This is a genomic window from Streptomyces lunalinharesii, from assembly GCF_039532155.1.
GTDB classification, from domain to species: Bacteria; Actinomycetota; Actinomycetes; order Streptomycetales; family Streptomycetaceae; genus Streptomyces; species Streptomyces lunalinharesii.
In genome coordinates, this window is record NZ_BAAARK010000018.1 from 64,390 (window position 1) to 81,854 (window position 17,465).

General features: G+C 72.3%; 16 protein-coding genes and 2 riboswitches. Of the genes, 11 read left to right on the forward strand and 5 right to left on the reverse strand.

Features of this window, described 5'->3' with window-relative positions:
• Nucleotides 1-88: 88 nt before the first annotated feature.
• Together ABD385_RS24900 and ABD385_RS24905 are read left to right on the forward strand one after the other, a co-directional pair.
• Nucleotides 89-643, forward strand: a complete 555-nt coding sequence (locus ABD385_RS24900; protein WP_344579968.1) for a lytic transglycosylase domain-containing protein — start codon at nt 89-91, stop codon at nt 641-643.
• 87 nt (nt 644-730) lie between these two features.
• Nucleotides 731-1,153 carry an ArsR/SmtB family transcription factor gene (locus tag ABD385_RS24905; RefSeq protein WP_344579970.1) on the forward strand — a complete coding sequence of 141 codons (423 nt, stop codon included), beginning with the start codon at nt 731-733 and terminating at the stop codon, nt 1,151-1,153.
• A 10-nt stretch (nt 1,154-1,163) separates the two neighbouring features.
• Here the strand turns inward: ABD385_RS24905 and ABD385_RS24910 are convergent, their stop codons facing one another.
• Together ABD385_RS24910 and ABD385_RS24915 are read right to left on the reverse strand one after the other, a co-directional pair.
• The gene (locus ABD385_RS24910; RefSeq protein WP_344579974.1) at nt 1,164-2,549 is read right to left on the reverse strand and encodes an ABC transporter ATP-binding protein; all 1,386 of its coding nucleotides are present in this window, start codon (nt 2,547-2,549) and stop codon (nt 1,164-1,166) included.
• Between the two features lie 28 nt (nt 2,550-2,577).
• Nucleotides 2,578-4,335 carry an ABC transporter permease gene (locus ABD385_RS24915; RefSeq protein ID WP_344579977.1) on the reverse strand — a complete coding sequence of 586 codons (1,758 nt, stop codon included), beginning with the start codon at nt 4,333-4,335 and terminating at the stop codon, nt 2,578-2,580.
• 490 nt (nt 4,336-4,825) lie between these two features.
• Nucleotides 4,826-5,000: riboswitch (M-box (ykoK) riboswitch) on the forward strand.
• Between the two features lie 297 nt (nt 5,001-5,297).
• Here ABD385_RS24915 and ABD385_RS24920 point away from each other — a divergent pair.
• From ABD385_RS24920 to ABD385_RS24930, 3 genes are all read left to right on the forward strand, one after another.
• Entirely contained in the window at nt 5,298-6,953 is a 1,656-nt protein-coding gene (locus ABD385_RS24920) for an NRAMP family divalent metal transporter (RefSeq protein WP_344579980.1), read from the forward strand.
• A gap of 75 nt (nt 6,954-7,028) precedes the next feature.
• Nucleotides 7,029-7,370, forward strand: a complete 342-nt coding sequence (locus ABD385_RS24925; protein WP_344579983.1) for a hypothetical protein — start codon at nt 7,029-7,031, stop codon at nt 7,368-7,370.
• A gap of 129 nt (nt 7,371-7,499) precedes the next feature.
• The gene (locus ABD385_RS24930; protein WP_344579985.1) at nt 7,500-7,775 is read left to right on the forward strand and encodes a hypothetical protein; all 276 of its coding nucleotides are present in this window, start codon (nt 7,500-7,502) and stop codon (nt 7,773-7,775) included.
• A gap of 220 nt (nt 7,776-7,995) precedes the next feature.
• Here the strand turns inward: ABD385_RS24930 and ABD385_RS24935 are convergent, their stop codons facing one another.
• From ABD385_RS24935 to ABD385_RS24945, 3 genes are all read right to left on the reverse strand, one after another.
• Nucleotides 7,996-8,301 (reverse strand): hypothetical protein, encoded by a 306-nt coding sequence (locus tag ABD385_RS24935; RefSeq protein WP_344579987.1) that lies wholly within the window; start codon nt 8,299-8,301, stop codon nt 7,996-7,998.
• Nucleotides 8,302-8,424: 123 nt separating this feature from the next.
• Nucleotides 8,425-8,868 carry a winged helix-turn-helix domain-containing protein gene (locus ABD385_RS41370; protein ID WP_425585465.1) on the reverse strand — a complete coding sequence of 148 codons (444 nt, stop codon included), beginning with the start codon at nt 8,866-8,868 and terminating at the stop codon, nt 8,425-8,427.
• A 391-nt stretch (nt 8,869-9,259) separates the two neighbouring features.
• Nucleotides 9,260-9,434, reverse strand: a riboswitch (M-box (ykoK) riboswitch).
• A gap of 57 nt (nt 9,435-9,491) precedes the next feature.
• Nucleotides 9,492-11,009, reverse strand: coding sequence for an alpha/beta hydrolase (locus ABD385_RS24945; RefSeq protein ID WP_344579990.1), 1,518 nt, complete (start codon nt 11,007-11,009; stop codon nt 9,492-9,494).
• A 138-nt stretch (nt 11,010-11,147) separates the two neighbouring features.
• Between ABD385_RS24945 and ABD385_RS24950 the strand changes: the two genes are divergently transcribed.
• The 6 genes from ABD385_RS24950 to ABD385_RS24975 are packed head-to-tail and all read left to right on the forward strand — an operon-like array spanning nt 11,148 to nt 17,450.
• Complete coding sequence (locus ABD385_RS24950; protein ID WP_344579994.1) at nt 11,148-12,404, forward strand: ATP-grasp domain-containing protein; 1,257 nt, start codon at nt 11,148-11,150, stop codon at nt 12,402-12,404.
• Nucleotides 12,401-13,249 (forward strand): hypothetical protein, encoded by an 849-nt coding sequence (locus ABD385_RS24955; RefSeq protein WP_344579996.1) that lies wholly within the window; start codon nt 12,401-12,403, stop codon nt 13,247-13,249. Before ABD385_RS24950 ends, ABD385_RS24955 begins: the two co-directional genes overlap by 4 nt.
• Entirely contained in the window at nt 13,249-14,355 is a 1,107-nt protein-coding gene (locus tag ABD385_RS24960; RefSeq protein WP_344579997.1) for a PLP-dependent cysteine synthase family protein, read from the forward strand. Before ABD385_RS24955 ends, ABD385_RS24960 begins: the two co-directional genes overlap by 1 nt.
• Nucleotides 14,352-15,401 (forward strand): dipeptide epimerase, encoded by a 1,050-nt coding sequence (locus tag ABD385_RS24965; RefSeq protein WP_344579999.1) that lies wholly within the window; start codon nt 14,352-14,354, stop codon nt 15,399-15,401. Before ABD385_RS24960 ends, ABD385_RS24965 begins: the two co-directional genes overlap by 4 nt.
• On the forward strand, nt 15,385-16,653 hold the full coding sequence (locus ABD385_RS24970) for an MFS transporter (protein ID WP_344580000.1): 1,269 nt from the start codon (nt 15,385-15,387) through the stop codon (nt 16,651-16,653). Before ABD385_RS24965 ends, ABD385_RS24970 begins: the two co-directional genes overlap by 17 nt.
• Nucleotides 16,650-17,450: a class I SAM-dependent methyltransferase gene (locus tag ABD385_RS24975; RefSeq protein WP_344580002.1), complete on the forward strand. Its 801-nt coding sequence runs from the start codon at nt 16,650-16,652 to the stop codon at nt 17,448-17,450. Before ABD385_RS24970 ends, ABD385_RS24975 begins: the two co-directional genes overlap by 4 nt.
• The last annotated feature ends 15 nt before the right edge of the window (nt 17,451-17,465 follow it).

The following is a 17,465-nucleotide window of genomic DNA, read 5'->3' on the forward strand; positions in this document are numbered from 1 at the left end:
TTCCTGGGAGGCGCCGTCGCCCGCCACGACGTACCGCGCTTCTCGGCCGGGGGGCGGAGCCAGGCGTTCCGGACGCCGCGGATGCCTGGTGGGCCTGATCCTCGGGGCCGTACTCGTGATCGCCGCCGTCCTCGGCGTCGTCTGGTGGCTGACCCGACCGCCCGCGCTGCCCACCATTCCCCGCCAGTACCTGGCGACCGTTCGGTCGGCCGCCCAGACCTGCCCCGAGTTGAGCGTTCCGCTGCTGGCCGCGCAGCTCGACGCGGAGAGCCACTGGAACCCGCAGGCGGACTCCGGCCAGGCCCAGGGCATCGCGCAGTTCCACCCGTCGACCTGGGCGGAGTGGGGCAGGAACCACGCCGGCGGCGGCGCGGCCGACGTGTGGAACCCGGCCGACGCCATCCCGACGCAGGGCGCCTACATGTGCCACCTGTTCAAGCAGGTCAAGGGCGTCGCCGGCGACCCCACCCGGCTCGCCCTCGCCGCGTACAACGCGGGTCCCGGTGCGGTGCTCAGGGCCCGGGGCATCCCGCAGATCCCCGAGACGCAGAACTACGTCAACCGGATCGAGGCGCTGATCCCGAAGTACGCCCAGACCTACGCCCAGCAGGTCGGCGCGTCACCGAGCCCGTCGGGCGGCTGACCTTCACCGGTCCCGGCCCGGGTCCACCGCGACGCAGGTACTGCCGGCGGGCCGTTCGCGCAGGGGTGCCGGGGTTAGGGTATTTGCATGGGAGCGCAAGTTGAGGCGTGGGATGAGGCCGGGGCCGAGCGGGCGATCGCGGTGCTGAAGGCGGTGGCCGATCCGACGCGTTACCGGCTGCTGTGGGCGCTGAGCCGGCAGGAGTTTCCGGTCGGCAGCTTGGCGGAGATGGTGGGCGCGCACGTGGCCGCGGTCTCGCAGCACCTGGCGAAGCTCCGGACAGCGGGGCTGGTGGTGACGCGACGGGAGGGCACGCGGATCTACTACCGGGCGGCCGGCCCGCACGTCCGGGGACTGTTGGAGGAGGCGTCGCTGGTGGCGTCGGCGCCGCCGTCGGGGGACCACGCGCCGGTGAGTGGGCAGGAGGCGGCGGCCGTGGCGGCGCAGGAGCAGGCGGCGCGGGCGGCCGGTCGCCGGGTGCGGGCCCGGCGGCCCGCGACGGCGGAGTAGCGGCAGCGGCTCACGTCGGGGTGCCGGCTTCGTCGAGGCGGTACTCCTGGGGGTCGGCGTCGTAGGAGTAGAGCTCGGCGTAGCGGCCCCAGTCGGTGGCGGTCTCCAGCTGCTGTTCGACCTGTTCGCTGGTGTAGTGGTGGGCGAGCAGGTCGCGGAAGAAGCCGGCGCGCAGGGTGCGGTTCGGGTTCTGCCGGAGGCTGGTGGTGATCAGTTTGACCAGGGGGATCTCCAGTGCCGCGGGGGCGAAGATCGCCTTGGACTGCTGGACGTCGGCGTCGGCGAAGGCGGTGCCGCGTTCGGTGAGGACGAGGTCGTCCTGGCTGATCGTGGCCAGGCCGAGGAGGTCGAGCGCGTCGACCAGGGGCAGGATGTCGTCGATCTCCAGGCCGAGTTCTTCGGCGAGGTCGGCGAGGTCGCAGCGGCCGCCTCGGTGGTCGACCATCTCGGCGAGGCCGGAGAGGGCGTCGACGCTGGTGGAGGGCAGCGGGGTGTTGGCGTAGGTGCGCTTCTCCCGTTCCATGGTCTCGGTGCGGCCCGGGAGACGGGTTTCCTTGGGGCGGCCGGTCATGGTGCGGTAGACGCGGTCGATGAGGTCCTCGAAGGCGGCCGCGTCGCGGTCGCGGGGGCGGTCCAGGGCGACGTCGAAGGTCTCGCGGATGGTGCCGGGGCGGGAGCCGAGCACGACGATGCGGTCCGCCATCAGGACGGCCTCTTCGATGTTGTGGGTGACCAGGACGATGGCGCGGGTGGGGAACTGGCCCGATTCCCACAGCTCCAGCAGTTCGCCGCGGAGGTTCTCGGCGGTGAGGACGTCGAGGGCGGAGAAGGGTTCGTCCATCATCAGCACGTCGGGCTCGACGACGAGGGCGCGGGCGAAGCCGACGCGCTGGCGCATGCCTCCGGAGAGTTCCTTGGGGTAGGCGGATTCGAAGCCGTCGAGGCCGATGAGGTCGATGGCCTGGAGGGCGGCCTCGGCGCGTTGGTCGGTGGGGACGCCGCGGGCTTCGAGGCCGATTTCGACGTTCTGCTGGACGGTGAGCCAGGGCAGCAGGGCGAAGGTCTGGAAGACCATGGCGGTGCCGGGGTTGGCGCCGGTCAGCGGGGTGCCGCGGTAGGCCACGGTGCCGCTGCTGGGCGGGATGAGGCCGGCCAGGCAGCGCAGCAGGGTGGATTTGCCGGAGCCGGACTTGCCGAGCAGGGCGACGATCTCCCCGGCGCGGATGGTGAGGTCGATGCCGGTGAGGACCGGGAGTTCGCCGTCGGCGCCGGCGTAGGACTTGGTCAGGGCCTCGGCGGACAGCAGGACGTCGCCGTCGGCCGGGCGGGGCCGGTGTGGCTGCGGGGTGCTTGCGGTCCGGCGGGCGCGGAGGTTGCGGAGGGCACTGAGGACCATGGGGGCTCCAAAGCTGTCGGGCTGCGGGTCAGGCGGCGTAGCGGGTTTCGGCCAGGCGGTACAGGCGGCGCCAGAAGAGGCGGTTGAGACCGACGACGTACAGGCTCATGACGGCGACGCCGGCGATCAGGCGCGGGAAGTCGCCGTGGGCGGTGGCGTGGGAGATGTAGGCGCCCAGGCCGGTGGCGGTGAGGGTGGTGGCGCCGAACGGGACGATCTCGGAGACGATCGAGGCGTTCCAGGCGCCGCCCGAGGCGGTGATCCCGCCGGTGACGTACGAGGGGAAGATGCCCGGGAGGATCAGCCGCCGCCAGCGTTGCCAACCGGCGATGCCCAGGTCGTCCATGGCTTCGCGGAGGTCGGTGGGGATGGACATGGCACCGGCGATGGTGTTGAAGAGGATGTACCACTGGGCGCCCAGCGCCATCAGCAGGACGCCGCCGACGTCGAGGGACAGCCCGGTCCTGAGGAAGAACCAGACGGCGAGCGGGAAGAGGAAGTTGGCCGGGAAGCTCGCCAGGATCTGGACCAACGGCTGGGCGATGCGCGTCAGTTTTGGCGAGAAGCCGATCCGGACACCGATGGGCACCCAGACCAGGGTTGCCCCGACGACCACCACGACCACCCGGGCGAGGGTCGCCAGGCCCAAGAGCAGGGGCTCGGCGAAGACGCCGAGCCCGGTGCGGTCGCGCAGGTAGCCGAAGAGGTCGATCAGGCCCCAGAGGATCATGCCGCCGGCCACGACGGCGAAGGCGATGTCGCCGGTGTGCTGCCGGCGTCGGTCGGTGAACAGGGGTCGGTCGTCGGTACCGAGGATCCGGCCTGCTCGGGCCAGCCCCCGCCCCACCGGCCGCAACAGGCGTCCGGCCAGTTCGGGCCAGTGCGAGCGGCGCAGGAAGTCGAGGACGTAGGAGCGTTGGACCTCGCTCGCCTCGGACTGCTCGTTCTTGAACTTCTCCACCCAGGCCGTCAGTGGGCGCCAGAAGAGGAAGTTCACGCCGATGACCATGACGGCCATGGTGACGATCGCCCAGCCGATCTTGCCGAGGTCGCCGTCGGCGATGGCGGCACCGGCGTAGGAGCCGACGCCGGGCAGGGCGTAGTCGCGGTTGTTGACGCTGATGGCCTCGGAGGCGACGAGGAAGAACCAGCCGCCGCCGAAGCTCATCATGCCGTTCCACACCAGCCCGATCGCCCCCGCCGGCAGTTCCACCTTCCAAAAGCGCATCCAGCGGGTGAAGCGGAACGAGCGGGAGAGTTCGTCCAGTTCGCGCGGGAGGGAGGTGAGGGAGTGGTAGAAGCCGAAGGTCATGTTCCACGCCTGCGAGGTGAAGATCGCGAAGATGGAGGCGCACTCCAGGCCCAGCATCGAGCCCGGGAACAGGGCGATGAACCCGGTCACCGCGACGGTGAGGAACCCCAGTACCGGCACGGACTGGAGGATGTCCAGGGCCGGGATGAGGATCCGCTCCAGGCGGCGGCTGCGGGCGGCGGCGTAGGCGTAGACGAAGGTGAAGACCGTCGAGGCCGCGAGCGCGACGAACATCCGCAGCAGGCTGCGCGCGGCGTCGTAGGGCAGTTGGCCGGGGTCGGTGTCGACGTGGACGTTCTGGCCGGTGGCGAAGCGGACCGTGGTGCCCTGGCCCACCCGCAAGGTGGCGTACAGCAGGACCAGCACGGCGGCGGCGACCACCACGTCCACCCAGCCCATCCGGGACATCCGGCCGGCGACCCGGGAGGGCAGGGAGGCCCGCACGACCTCAGGGCGGGTGGGGAACGACGACATCACATCAACCTCCGACCACACTGTGGCCCCGATGCCGCCCGCACCGCGACCGTGGCGGACGGCCATGGCGTGGGGACGGGGCGGTTTTCCGGCCCGGCGTGGGAGTAATCAGACAGGGGGAGAGCGCCTGCCGCGGGGACGTGCCACGGCTCGTGCGGCGTGATCGAGGCGAACGGGCGAGGCGCTGCGGGCTCGGCCACGGCTGCCGGGTGGACGCCGGAGGGTGTGGCGGACGCGTCAGTGGCTGCCGGTGAGGCAGCGGGGACTGAGGGGGTCTTGACCCATGGCTGCCTCCGTTCCGTGATGCGGTTCCACGGCGTCCGCCGGAGGCCGCACCCGAAGTGCGGCGGGACGTGCGCCGCGAGCAGTCTGCCGCTTATTGCATCCATACGCAAATAAAAGCGGCGCTGGCGGCATGGCCGACGGAGGTCGACCGTCAGCTCTACTTGCGTCGATGTGCAAATAGGTGCAGACTCTGAGGCGTTTGAAGAGGGCACCTCGTTCGGTGAGGCGTCTGCAACGGACACAGGCCACTGACCCCACGACGTCGAGAGACGCCCAGGGTCAGGACAGGTCTCCCCGGCCCAAGGGGTGACCCCAAGTGGCTTCCCCGTACCGGGGATTACGCCGTGCAGTGCCAAAGCTCTGACGAGTTGGGGTGAACCGGCCCGGGAGGCCGGTCCGCTCCTTGCCGAGTCGTACGGCGCCCCCGCGCGCCCCGGCCGGGAGGAGGCGAAAGACATGGACCGCGGTCCTCATAGTCCGGGCCACAGTAGGCCCCACCTCCGCCTGCCCTCGCTCCGTCCCGGCATGCGGTAACCACCCTCCGCGCACTTCGCGCCCCTGCCCCGGCACCCGTGCGGCCTGCCGCCGCCGCGGGTCGTCGGCCTGCGTACCGAGGGCGACCGGTTGCTCCTGCATGCCCGAAAACCTCCCCCCTCGGGGGAACGGGAGGCCCTGCCATGACCGAAACCACGCTCACCACCCATCCGGCCGCTCCGGCACCGCGCGCCGCCGTCCTCGACGACGCCCACGTCGGCGACATCCGCGGCGCCCTGGGCACCATCAAGCAGGACGACACCGCTCCGCGCCACAGCCTGTCCGCGAAGCTCAAGACCCTGCTCGCGATCATCGGCCCCGGCCTGATCGTGATGGTCGGCGACAACGACGCCGGCGCCTTCGGCACCTACACCCAGGCCGGCCAGAACTACGGCACCCGCCTGTTGTGGACCCTGCTGCTGCTCGTGCCCGTCCTGTACGTCAACCAGGAGATGGTGCTCCGGCTGGGCGCCGTCACCGGAGTGGGGCACGCGCGGCTCATCCTGGAGCGGTTCGGGAAGTTCTGGGGCGCGTTCTCGGTCATCGACCTGTTCCTGCTCAACGCGCTGACCATCGTCACCGAGTTCATCGGCGTGACCCTCGCCGTTGGCTACCTCGGACTGCCGAAGACCGCCAGCGTGCTGGTCGCCGCGGCGGTGGTGATCGTCGCCGCGTCCACCGGGTCGTTCCGCCGCTTCGAACGCACCGCGGTCCTGCTGTGCCTGGGCTCGCTGCTGCTGATCCCGATCTACTTCATCGCCCACCCCGCCACCTCGCAGATGGCGCACGACTTCGTCGTCCCCGGTCTGCCGGCGCACTCCCAGCTCTCCGACGTCATGCTGCTGATCATCGCGATCGTCGGCACGACCGTGGCGCCCTGGCAGCTGTTCTTCCAGCAGTCCTACGTCATCGACAAGCGCATCACCCCGCGCTTCATGCGCTACGAGAAGGCCGACCTGTGGCTCGGCATCGTCATCGTGGTCCTCGGCGCCGCGGCGATGATGGGCTTCACCGCGGTTGCATTCGCCGGCACCGGCGGCTTCGGGAAGTTCGACGACGCGGCGGGCGTCGCACACGGCCTGGAGGCGTACGCGGGCAAGACCGCCGGCGTGCTCTTCGCCATCGCGCTGCTCGACGCCTCGATCATCGGCGCCTCGGCCGTGTCACTGTCCACCGCCTACGCGCTCGGCGACGTCCTGGGCCTCAAGCACTCCCTGCACCGCGGCATCAAGGGCGCCAAGGGCTTCTACGCCGTCTTCGCCGGCCTCATCCTCGCCGCCGCGATCATCGTGATCATCCCCGGCTCCCCGCTGGGCCTGCTGACCGAAGGCGTGCAGACCCTCGCCGGCGTCCTGCTGCCCTCCGCCTCGGTCTTCCTGCTCCTGCTGTGCAACGACCGCGCCGTACTGGGCCCGTGGGTCAACGGCAAGGCCACGAACGTCTTCACCTCCTTCGTGGTCGCCGTCCTCGTCACCCTCTCCGTCATCCTGACCGCCGCCGTCCTCTTCCCCGACCTCACCTCCGCCGCGATCCTCGACATCATGGCGATCTGCGGCGTCGCCGGCCTGCTCGCCCTCGGCTACGCGGAACTGCGCCGTCGACGCAAGGGCTGGAGCAGCAGCGGCCGGCCCGTCGACCGCACCGGCAAGGAAACCTGGCGGATGCCCCCGCTGGACCAACTGCCCGCCCCCGTCCTGTCCACCGGCCGCAAGGTCGGCCTGACCGCCCTGCGCACCTACCTGCTGGTCGCCATGGCCCTGGTGATCGTCCGCATCGTCCAACTCGCCATGGGGGCCTGACCCCACCCGAGCAGGTGGCGGCGGGTCCTCCCCACCCGCCGCCACCCACACCCCCGCACGAAGGAGGGAGAGCCCATGCGCCTGCTCCCGCGTCTCACCGGCACCCGACCCGCCACGCCACTGCGGCGCCGACGCGACACCGCCAGCCACCGCCCCGGCCCGTACGCCGTCGGCCACGTCTGCCCGCGGGTCCGTCTGACCCTGCACGACGGCACCGAGCGGGACTACCTCCTCGACGGCCCGAGCAGCTGCCCGCACCCCTGGGGCCCGCACGCCGCGTACGAACCGCGCGTGCACCTCGCCCACGTCCTCGCTCGCCAGGGCTACGACGCCCGCTGGCTCGCCGGTTTCGCCGACCTGCCGCTGCCGGCCGCCGAACGCATCGCGGAGTCCGCCGCCCGGGCCGGCCGCACCTGATCCGGCCCGTCGCGCCGCACCGGGCCCATCGGGTCCGCACGGGCGCGCGAGCCCGCACCGCCGAACCGTTCGCCCACCCGCGGCCGATCCGCCTGGACGGCCGCGCCACTCTACGGAGGTGACTCCAGCATGTCCGTCTTCACCGCTGTCCACATCCGCCGCACGGCCACCGCCCTGCACGGTCGGAACACCGGCCGCCGCATCCTCGGCGCGCTCGCCACCACGGCCCGCCACATCGCCGACAGCCCCCTCGACAGCACCGTCCTGCACACGCTTCCCGGCCCGGCGAACGTGCCCGAGTCCACCACCGAGGAGCGCCCCGCCCGCCCGCACGCCCACTGGTGTGCCGTCCCGGACTCCCAGGGCCGTCGGCGCCTCGAAGCACACTGGCACGTGACTCCCTGACGTCCCCCCCCGTGTACGGAAAGCAGCGGTCCGGCGAGCCTGTCCCGCCGGACCGCTGCGGCGCATCGTCGAGCGGCTCCCTCTTCGCCTGGGTCTGTCTGTACGTCAGCCACGGGGGCCGGAGCCGGAACCGCGAAGCGGTCGGCGCCGCGGGAGTCGCCCGCGTCACCGACCGCCTCAACGGCGCTGCCTGTGCAGTTGTCTGCCGCCCGCAGGGCTCTCACCTGGTCCCTGCGGCCGAGGGCGCGGGATCGCCGGCTCCGTCGTAACGGTGCCAGTGCAGGTCGCGCACGGATGGCACGCGGGCCAGCCGGTCGACGAGCCGGTCGAGCAGTCCGGCTTCCGTGGCGTCCAGGCTGGCCGTCAGGTGCAGGTGCACGGTGACTGCGCCGTACGGGACGCAGCGCAGCCCCTCCAGCCGGGAGCCGGGGTGGCTCAAGGCCAGCACGCACAGCGCGCGTACCTTGGCCTCGGTGCGCACGTCACAGCGGACGTGGAGGGTGACCAGCGCGCGGCGCCTGGGCATCGTCGTAGCGGACCCGGGTTGCCTGGCCTGCTTGCGAGGTGAACGGGGCAGGAATCGCATGACGGTTTTCCTTGGGATGGTGCCGACCTTGCGGGGCGTGGGCGGGCAGCCGGTCCGCTGCGTTCAACGGCCGGTCGCGGCGGTGGCCGACGGATCGAAGGCGTAGCCGATCATGCGGACGGTGCGGATCAACACCCGGTGTCCAGGGCCGAGCTTCCGGCGCAGGCGGGCGATGTGGACGTCGACCGTGCGCAGGTCCCCGGCGGGTGTCTGCTGCCACACCAGTGCCATCAACCGTTCGCGGCTGTAGACCCGGTGTTGGTGGGCCACCAGATGGGCGAGCAGCTCGAACTCCATGCAGGTGAGCGACAGTTGACGCCCTTCGACTGACACGTGACGACTCCCGCAGTCGACGACCAGTCCGCGAACGCGGTGGACCGGAGCCCTGGGCAGGTCCATCACCTCGTGACGGGACGACAGTGGACGGGGGTCGATCCGCAGGCACCAGCGGACGCGGGAAGGCCGGTCCAGCAGGGTGCGGTGGGGTGAACGGTGGTGGAGGTTCATGACTGTTTCCTTGGAATGGGAGCAACGGCGGCGTACTCGCCGCCAGGCGCTGCCAGGCGGCTCGGAGGCGGGAGCGGACCGTCGGGGCCGGTCGCGGCGTGCCGGTGGCCTGCGGCCCGACGTGCGGAACGCGGGGATGAGGGCGCGCGGGTACGGAGCGCGTACCGCGGCGGGCCGGTCGGCCGCTTGCCGGCCGGCGACGGTGCCGGCGCGTGCGTGGGGGAGGGGCGGCTACCGCGGCGCGGAGACCGAGGCGGACATGCGGATCCCGCTGACGGGTCGACCGTGGCACGGACTACTGCAACTGAGGTCCATGTCTTTCGCCTCCTCCCGGCCGGGGCGCGCGGGGGCGCCGTACGACTCGGCAAGGAGCGGACCGGCCTCCCGGGCCGGTTCACCCCAACTCGTCAGAGCTTTGGCACTGCACGGCGTAATCCCCGGTACGGGGAAGCCACTTGGGGTCACCCCTTGGGCCGGGGAGACCTGTCCTGACCCTGGGCGTCTCTCGACGTCGTGGGGTCAGTGGCCTGTGTCCGTTGCAGACGCCTCACCGAACGAGGTGCCCTCTTCAAACGCCTCAGAGTCTGCACCTATTTGCGCATCGACGCAAGTAGTTTGGACTGTCATGAATGTGTCTGTTGCGGTACCGCCGGGAGGCCCGGGCCGGCGCAGTGCACGTCCTCGGTCGGTAGCGTGCCGTCGGTGAGGTAGGCGGCCGTCGTGGCGTCCACGCAGGTGTTGCCCCGGCTGGCGAACACGCCGTGTGAGTAGTCGTCGTGAAGCGTGATCAGGCGCGAGCCGGGCAGGAGCGGGCGGAGTCGGCGCGCGCCCTCGATGGGGGTCACGGGGTCGTGCTCGGAGGCGACGAGTAGCGCGGGCGGCGCGTCGGGGCTGCCGAGCGGCGTGCGGTGGGCGGGGCGGTGGTGCCAGTAGGCGCAGGCGGACGCCTCCATGCCGGTCAGGATCGGTTGGGGGTCGAGCCTTCGCATGCGGTGCAGGTCGGTCAGGATGCGGTGGGGCGTGGTGGCGGGGCCGTCGGCGCACTTGACGATGCGGTTGGCGGCCTCGTAGTTGCGGGAGTCGGGGCCGTCGAACGCGGTCGCGGGGCGGAAGGGGTCGGGGTTGCCGGTGCGCAGGTAGCTTCGCAGGCCGTCGGCGAGGGGCGCCCAGCGTTCGGTGCGGCCCAGGGCGCGGTACACGGCGCGGTCGAACTCCGCCGGTCCGATGCCGTTCACGGGATGCTCGGCGAGTTCGCGGCGCGCGGTGAGGTAGGACCTGCGCGTCGCGGTCGCGCTCGCGCCCAGCTCGAAGCGCTCGGGGTGGGCGGCGACCCAGGTGAAGAACGTGTTGCGCTGCCTGAGCAGTGCCCGGCTCTGGAGTGCGTCGAAGTCGTACCAGTCCCAGGGTCCGACCACGCTGTCGAGCACCATGCGGCCCGTGCGGTGCGGGAAGAGGGCCGCGTAGGCCGCGCCCAGGTAGCTCCCGTAGGAGACGCCGAGGAAGTTGGTCCGGCGCTGGCCGAGCGCGGCGCGGAGGGCGTCCATGTCGCGCGCCGTCTGTTCGGTGGAGAGGTGGGGCAGGGCTGCGGCCGACTGCCTGGCGCAGTCGTCCGCCATGGTGCGGAGCGCGCCGAGGTACTCGTTCTCGGCCGTCGCGCCGGCCGGTACCGGGTCGTCGCCCGGCGCGTCGAAGAGGCCGCCCATCGGGCCGCAGTCGGCGGGCGCGCTCCGGCCGACGCCGCGTGGGTCAAAGCCGATGACGTCGTAGGAACGCCGCACGCTCGCAGGGAGTTTGGCGCGTTTGGTGACTGCGTAGGGGAGTCCGGAGCCGCCCGGTCCGCCGGGGTTCACGACCAGGGCGCCGCGTCGTTCGGCGGGGGTGCCTGAGGCGGGTATCCGGGAGACGGCGATCTCGATGTGCGGTGACTGGGGGTCGTGCCAGTCCAGCGGCACGCTGAGCCGCCCGCATTCGACGCGCTCCGGCGTCGGCGGAGTCGGTACGGAGGCGGGGCAGTCGCCGAAGCGCAGGGGCGTGGGCGGCGCGGTGGTCCGGGGGATTGCCTGGGCGGGGAGGGCGGGCAGTAGGGCGACCGTGGCGGCGAGGGTACACAGCAGGACGGTGCGACGTGGGGGAGTGGGCATGGGCGTCTCCTGGTTCAGCAAAGAGATGACAATGAAAATGATTATCGATAACGTGTGCGGAGTAAAGCCGGCGCCCTCCCTCCAGGGGTGCGCCGTGCTGCCTTGAGAGCTGAAGTGCGCCGGACGAAAAGGGGAGTTGTGGGTCATCTGCTGGTGGTCGAGAGCTGGGTCGGGTCGATGGGCAGGCTGCTGCCACGGGCCATCCGGGAGGGCGGGCACGAGTTCACGTTCCTCACGCGCGACCTGCACCACTACCTGCGCTCCGCGCCGGAGGGGGCGGCCCATCCGCTGCTCGGCGCCCGCAACGTGATCACCGCGGACACCAACGACACCGAGGCGTTGCTGTCGCACGTCGAGCGGCTGCACGCGGTGTGGGAGTTCGACGGGGTGCTCTCGTCGTGTGACTACTACCTGCCGACGGTGGCGCGGATCGCCGGACGGCTCGGACTGCCCGGCCCGGGGTCGGAGCCGGTCGAGAGTGCCTGCCGCAAGGACGTCGCCCGTCGCGTCCTCGCCGACGCCGGGGTGCCCGGCCCACGCTTCGCCGTCCATGAAGAACGGGCCGACCTCGCCCGAGCCGCCCGCGAGATCGGCTATCCGCTGGTCGTCAAGCCGGTCGACCTGTGCGCAGGCATGTACGTGCGTCGCGTGGAGGATGAGCATCAACTCGCAGCTGCGGTAAAGGCGTTGGAAGATTTCCCGGTCAACGCCCGGGGGCAACGGCGGGTGCCGGCCGTGCTGCTCGAAGAGCTGTTGGACGGCCCCGAGGTGAGTGTGGAGACGGTGTCGTTCGCGGGGGCGGTGCAGGTCGTCGGGGTGACCGACAAGAGCGTCGGTGCGGCACCGGCCTTCGTCGAGACCGGCCACATGTTCCCCGCCGCACTGTCGCCCGCCGACACCGAGGCCGCGGAGCGGACCGCACTGAGTGCCCTCAAGGCGCTCGGCCTGACCGACGGCGTCGTGGCGCACACCGAGATCAAGCTGACGTCCACCGGACCGCGCGTCGTCGAGGTCAACCCCCGACCCGCAGGCAACCGCATCACCGAGCTGGTCCGCCACGTGACGGGGATCGACCTCGCCGCGGCCTTCGTCGACGTCGCGCTGGGCCGCGCACCCGACCTGCGGCGCACCCCGACCGGGCTGCGCAGCGCCGCCGTCGGCTTCCTCGTGCCCCAGTCAACGGGCACCCTCGATGCCCTGGACGGGCGCCAACTCCGCGACAGGTCAGATGTGTTGGAGGTGCAGCTCGCCGAGCCTGGCAGGGTGGTCAGGGCGGCCGGCAGCAACAACGAGTACCTGGGACACGTCATGGTGGGCGACGTCGACGGGCTGGGCTCCCGCGACCGCGTGGCGGCCCTGCTGACCGAGCTGCACGCAGGACTGGTGATCATATGATCGCCGGCGCGGTGGCGGGCGCGGCGGCGGACCTGACGTACGACGGCCTGGTGGAGCGGGTGCGGGCCGGCACCCTGGGCCCCGATCCGGGCACCCTGCGCATCGCCGTCGCCTTCCGCACCCAGCAGGCCGTCCGGCACGACGGCCGCGGCACCGGCTACCGCAACGAAGTGCTCAGCCTGCGCCTGGCCGAGGCCGTCGGGTCCTGCGCGGTGGAGCCCGGGACGCTGCCCGACGACGCGCTCGACGACTGCGTCGGAGCGGACGTCGCCGCACTGTTGGGCCACCGGCTGCGGCCGGTGCGGGTGGCTGCCCTCGACGCCTACCTGATGCACATCGCCCCGCACGTCCCGCGGCACGGCGCACGCCCCGTTGCGTTGCCTGCCGGGTCGTCGATGGAGAAGTCCCGGGCCCGGGCGGCGGCCGTCGTCGAGCTGCTCGACCTGCCAGCGGGGGCCGTCGTACTGGTGGTGGGTGTCGTCAACTCGCTTCTCGAAGCGTTGAGTTGGCGAGGGCTGCGCTACGTGGCGTGCGACCTCAAGGGCGGAGAGACGGAGTGGGGCGAGCCGGTCGTCACCGACGCGCTCGCCGCGGCGCAGGGCTGTGCCGCGCTGCTGGTGTCCGGCATGACGTTGGGGAACGGGACCTTCGAGCCGCTGCGGCGCCATGCGGCCCTGCACGGCAAGCAGTTGGTGATGTTCGCCCAGACCGGCAGCGCCGTCCTGCCGCGCTTCCTCGGCCACGGCGTGCGTGCGGTGTGCGCCGAGCCCTACCCGTTCTTCTGGCTCGACGGCGGGCCCGGCGTCGTCCACCGCTACGGCGAGCCGTGTGCGGGAGGCGCCTGATGCCCACGACCGTCGTACGCCCCGCCGCCCGCGACCGCCGGGAGCTGCTCGCCCTGCTGGGGCGCACCCCCCTGGTGCGGATCACCGCGGACCTGCCCGGCCCGCAGCCCGGGTTCTGGGCCAAGTTGGAAGGACTCGCCGCCGGCGGCATGAAGGCGCGGGCCGCAGTGTCGATGCTGCTCGGCGCCCGCGAACGCGGCGAACTGCTGCCCGGCGCCCCGGTGGTGGAGTCGACCTCGGGCACCCTCGGTATCGGACTCGCCTTCGCGGGCCAGGCGCTCGGCCATCCCGTCGTGCTGGTCGGGGACCGTGAACTGGAGCCTTCCATGCGGAAGTTACTGCGCACCCACGGGGTCCGTCTGGAGATCGTCGACCGTCCCGCGGCCCAGGGAGGTTGGCAGGCCGCCCGCCTGGCCCGGCTGCACGAGCTGCTCGCCGAACTTCCCGACGCCTACTGGCCGGACCAGTACAACAACCCCGACAACACGGCCGGATACGCCTCGCTCGCCGCCGAACTCGCCGGCCAGATCGACCACCTGGACGTCCTCGTGTGCAGCGTCGGCACCGGCGGCCACAGCGCCGGCATCATCGGCCCCCTGCGCCGACGCTGGCCCGCGCTGCGACTGATCGGCGTCGACGCCACCGGCTCCACGATCTTCGGCCAGCCCGCCCGGCCACGCGTGATGCGCGGACTGGGCAGCAGCATCCACCCGCGCAACGTCGCCTACGACGCCTTCGACGAGGTGCACTGGATCGGTCCCGCAGAGGCCGTCGACAGCTGCCGCCAACTCGCCAGGCACTCCTTCGTCAGCGGCGGCTGGAGCACCGGAGCGGCCGCCCGCGTCGCCGCCTGGGCAGCCCGCGTCCATCCCGGGGCGGCCGTCGCCACCGTCTTCCCCGACGGCCCGCACCGCTACCTCGACACCGTCTACGACGACGACTTCACCGCCGCGCACGGCCTCGACCCGGCCACTGCGGCCACCCGGCCCGTCGAGATCGCGCACCCCTACGCCACCGAGGCCGTGGGCTGGGTCCGGTGCGCCCGCGTCACCGACCCCCTACAGGCCGCCCCCCTTCCCACGTACTCCCCGGAAGAGAACCCATGAAGGCCAGTCTGCGCAGCCGACGGCTCGAACTCGCCGTACCGCTCCGCATCTCCCGCTCCCGCATGACCGCCCGCGACGCCGTGTGGCTGACCGTCGAACACGAAGGACTGCACGGCCACGGCGAGGCCGTCACCAGCGTGTACTACGGTCTGGACACCCAGACCCTGATGCGCCTCCTGGCAGCCGTCGAACTGCGGCGCTTCGCCGACCCGGAGAGCGCCCTGCAAGCCGTACAGAAAGGCGAGTTGGCCGGGCCAGGCACCCCGCCCGCGGTGACCGCCGCCGTCGAGTCGGCGCTCCTGGATCTCGTGGGACGACGCGCGGGCGCCCCGGTGCACCGGCTGCTCGGTGCCCCCCAGGCACCCGTGGTCGCCACGGCCCGCACCATCGGCATCACCGCGCCACAGCACGCCGCGGCCGAGGCACGCCGCCTCGCCGCGCACGGCTTCGAGCTGATCAAGGTGAAGGCGGGCGCCGACGACCCCGAGGACGACGTGGCCCGGGTCGGCGCCATCCGCGACGCCGCGCCCCGGGCCAGGCTGCTCCTCGACCCGAACGGTGCCTGGAGCCCCGCGCAGGCCGCGGCCCTGCTGCCCAGGTTCGCAGACCTCGGCGTGGAGGCCGTCGAACAACCCCTCGCCCCCGGCGACCCGGAGGCACTGGGCCGCCTCGCCGACCGCTCACCGCTGCCCGTCATCGCCGACGAGGACGCCGTCAGCCTGGCGGACGCCCGCCGGCTCGCCGGCCGCGTGCACGGCGTCAACGTCAAGCTGGCCAAGTGCGGCGGCGTGCACGCAGCACTGCGCATCGCCGCATCGCTCGCCGGCAGCGGCACCGCCCTGATGCTCGGCTGCCTGACCGCCAGCAGCCTCGGCCTCGCCCCCGCCGTCCACCTGGCCGACCGCGCCCGCTGGGTCGACCTCGACGGACACCTGCTGCTCGCCCGCGACCCGTGGACCGGCATCGGCGGCGCCGACGGCTTCGTCGGCGCCCGTGACCTGCCCGGACTGGGCGTCGAGGAGGTGCCGCATGAAGACCTTGCGTGAGATGCGGCGCTTCCCCGCGGCCGTGCGGCTCCTGCTGGTCAACCAACTCGGTGTCAACACCGGCTTCTACCTCCTCATCCCCTACCTCGCCACCCACCTCGGCGACCACCTCGGAATGTCGGCCGCGGTCGTCGGCATCGTCCTCGGCGTCCGCAACCTCAGCCAGCAGGGACTGTTCATCATCGGCGGTTCCGCCGCCGACCGGCTTGGCGCACGAGGCGTCATCATCGCCGGCTGCGCCCTGCGCACGGTCGGGTTCGCGCTGTTCGCCCTCGGCGACGGACTACCCGTGCTGCTCGCCGCCTCCGTGCTCAGCGGGCTCGCCGGCGCCCTGTTCAACCCGGCCGTGCGCGCCTACGTCGCCCAGGAGGCGGGGGAGCGCAAGGCCGAGGCGTTCGCCCTGTTCAACGTGTTCGCCACCACCGGCGCACTGATCGGCCCCCTGCTGGGCAGCGCGCTGCTGCTCGTCGACTTCCGCACCTCCGCACTCACCGCGGCCGGGATCTTCGCGGTGCTGACCGTGGCGCAGGCACTGGTACTGCCCGCGCGCAAGGTGACGCCGAGCGAGCGCGGGGTCCTCGCCGACTGGCGCGAGGTCCTCGGCAACCGGGCCTTCCTGGCGTTCGCCTTCGCCATGGTCGGCATGTTCACCCTGCAGAACCAGCTCTACCTGCTGCTGCCCGACGGAGCACGGCACGCCACCGGCTGGGACGGCGCGGCGGGCATCGTCTTCCTCGTCGGCACCCTCGCCAACCTCACCCTGCAACTCCCGCTCACCACCACCCTCAAGTCCCGCGGCCACCGGGCGCTGTGGATCGCGGCCGGGCTCGCCCTGATGGGACTGGCGTTCCTGCCGCCGGCCACCGTCGCCGGCCCGGCATCCCACGGCCCGCTCGCCGTCGTGCCCGTGCTGATCGGCGCCCTGCTGCTCTACCTCGGCGTCATGGTCGCCCAGCCGTTCGTGCTGGAGCTGATCCCGGGCTTCGGCCGACCGGAGCTGACAGGCACCTACTTCGGCGTCTTCTACGTCGTCTCGGGCATCGCCGCCGCGGTCGGCAACACCGTCGTCGGCTGGGCCATGGACACCGGCTCGCGGACCGGCACCGACTGGCTGCCCTGGGTGTGCTGCACACTCTTCGGCCTGGCCTCGGCGGGCGCGGTCGTCGGACTGCACCGGCGCGGAGTGCTGCCCGCGGCGACCGCCGCGGAACCGTCCCCACCCGCCGTCGGAGCGAGGAGCACCACCACATGACACCCGGCAACCTGCTCACCGACAACCCCGCGCTCTACGAGGCCCGGTTCCCCGACCCCGACCGACTGGCCGGGCGTTGGACGGAGGACTGCCTGAGACGACACCGCGCGGGCCCACGCGTCCTGGACCTGGGCTGCGGTACCGGCCGCGACGCCGCCCACCTGCACGCCACCGGCCGCACCGTGACCGGCGCCGACCTGGCCGAGCCGATGCTCGCCCACGCCCGCACCCACCACCCGGGGCCGACCTACGTCCGCGCCGACCTGCGCGGATTCGACCTGGGCCGAGGCGCCTTCGACGCCGTCGTCTGTCTGGACAGTGCCTTGCTGTACTGCCACACCAACGCCCAGCTCGACGCCCTGCTGTCCTCCTGCCGCCGCACGCTCGCCCCGGGCGGCCTCCTGGTGGCGGAGATGCGCAACGGCGCCTACTTCCTGGGCCGTACCGCGCTGCTCGACCACCCCACCACCAACGAGTTCACCTGGCAGGGCACCGTCCACCGCTCCACCACCACCCTCACCGTGGACCGCACCGCCCAACTCCTGCGCCGCACCCGGCTCTGGACCACCGACGACGGAACGCCGGACGTCGAACAACGCAGCGCGTGGCGACTGCTGCTCCCGCAGGAACTGCGCCACCTCCTGACCGCCCACGGCTTCACCGTCCTGGAACTCCACGACGGGCCCGGCCCGCGCACCGAGCCGCCCTGGCACGAGGGCCGACAGCCCGGCGGGTCGACCGACGCCGACCGGCTGCACGTGATCGCCCGCCTGACCGGGCCAACCACGCACCGCTGACTCCCCAGGCAGCCC

Coding starts and splice junctions, on each gene's coding strand:
- ABD385_RS24905 (WP_344579970.1), top strand. CDS start 731: ATGGGAGCGCAAGTTGAGGCGTGGGATGAGGCCGGGGCCGAGCGGGCG.
- ABD385_RS24910 (WP_344579974.1), bottom strand. CDS start 2,549: ATGGTCCTCAGTGCCCTCCGCAACCTCCGCGCCCGCCGGACCGCAAGC.
- ABD385_RS24915 (WP_344579977.1), bottom strand. CDS start 4,335: ATGTCGTCGTTCCCCACCCGCCCTGAGGTCGTGCGGGCCTCCCTGCCC.
- ABD385_RS24920 (WP_344579980.1), top strand. CDS start 5,298: ATGACCGAAACCACGCTCACCACCCATCCGGCCGCTCCGGCACCGCGC.
- ABD385_RS24925 (WP_344579983.1), top strand. CDS start 7,029: ATGCGCCTGCTCCCGCGTCTCACCGGCACCCGACCCGCCACGCCACTG.
- ABD385_RS24930 (WP_344579985.1), top strand. CDS start 7,500: ATGTCCGTCTTCACCGCTGTCCACATCCGCCGCACGGCCACCGCCCTG.
- ABD385_RS24935 (WP_344579987.1), bottom strand. CDS start 8,301: ATGCCCAGGCGCCGCGCGCTGGTCACCCTCCACGTCCGCTGTGACGTG.
- ABD385_RS41370 (WP_425585465.1), bottom strand. CDS start 8,868: ATGAACCTCCACCACCGTTCACCCCACCGCACCCTGCTGGACCGGCCT.
- ABD385_RS24945 (WP_344579990.1), bottom strand. CDS start 11,009: ATGCCCACTCCCCCACGTCGCACCGTCCTGCTGTGTACCCTCGCCGCC.
- ABD385_RS24955 (WP_344579996.1), top strand. CDS start 12,401: ATGATCGCCGGCGCGGTGGCGGGCGCGGCGGCGGACCTGACGTACGAC.
- ABD385_RS24960 (WP_344579997.1), top strand. CDS start 13,249: ATGCCCACGACCGTCGTACGCCCCGCCGCCCGCGACCGCCGGGAGCTG.
- ABD385_RS24965 (WP_344579999.1), top strand. CDS start 14,352: ATGAAGGCCAGTCTGCGCAGCCGACGGCTCGAACTCGCCGTACCGCTC.
- ABD385_RS24970 (WP_344580000.1), top strand. CDS start 15,385: ATGAAGACCTTGCGTGAGATGCGGCGCTTCCCCGCGGCCGTGCGGCTC.
- ABD385_RS24975 (WP_344580002.1), top strand. CDS start 16,650: ATGACACCCGGCAACCTGCTCACCGACAACCCCGCGCTCTACGAGGCC.